The sequence below is a fragment of the Rhizobacter sp. P2_G4 genome, from assembly GCF_056403575.1.
The window spans coordinates 1-1,038 of record NZ_JBFUFG010000036.1; the positions used below are offsets into that span (position 1 = coordinate 1).

Consider the following 1,038-nt stretch of genomic DNA (forward strand, 5'->3'; position numbering starts at 1 on the left):
CCAGTACGGAGGTCTCGAAAACTTCCATGGTCGTTCGCAATAGTTGCAATGCCAAAATTCATGCAATCCAACACTGCGGCGGAAGTTTCACCTCGCGAAAGTGTCCGCAACTGAACGCCTAAATCGGCCGCAGCTAAGTACTCCCTATAATCATTTGCGTCGATCCAACCGGTAATCAAAATCCGACTGCGCACGTTCGCTTCTCGAATGCGCTGAGAAATACACGCTCCGTAGTCGCCGCCTTCGTTCTCTCCCACAAAAACAAGTACGCACCGGGGGTCATTCGCAAGGTCTGAAGTCAGCCAAGCGTCCAGCAGGCGGTCGTTCAACTTATTGCGTCCAATCATGCCGAATGAACAGACAAGGAAATCGTCCTCCATAAGGCCAATCGACTGCTTGAAGGACTTGCCGCCGCTCGATTTCACCGAAGGGGCGGCTCGCAACAGCGGGACGACAGTCCAATTCAATGTGCTGGCTTGACCATACCAAGTCTCAGCCATCCGCTTTGATTCATTGGAATGCACTATTACGCCAAGCGCCGACTGGATAACGGACAAATTGCTAGGGTATCTCCACGCGATTTTGTCAGGATCTTCGCTTATCGATTTCTCAATAACTGAATTGTATCCGTGCGAAATATATAGCTCGTCTGACCACTTGTTAGGCGCGATCCCGCTTGAGTCTAAATAGGATGTGACGTGTCCCAGAAAGAAGTCATGTAGCACGACTACGCCCGGAATCGCCTCTAAGAGGGGGAACATGTGGGAATGATAGGGTGAATTCCCAAAGTGATATAAAATCCTATCAAATTCCCGATGATGTTGCAAAAACCACTGAATGGAGCGCATTTCGCAGTTCGCGACAATCCAAGGATCCGCGGCCGACGAGTGGGTTGATATTATATCAATGACATAATGTCGAGATAATTCCGGAAGCAACTCAACGCTATAGTCACTTATTCCGCTGCGCTCGGGAGGGAGCGGTGATAGATAAGCAAGACGAGGTCGAGTCTTTTGTCTACTTGGAGTTGGCTTGTTA

1 protein-coding gene is annotated in these 1,038 nt (G+C 49.6%); it reads right to left on the reverse strand.

Annotated elements, in window-relative coordinates; all coding sequences use genetic code 11:
- Positions 1 to 848: glycosyltransferase (locus AC1DYS_RS32235; protein ID WP_477906172.1), on the reverse strand; the 848-nt coding region annotated here is incomplete at its 3' end.
- Positions 849 to 1,038: the final 190 nt, after the last annotated feature.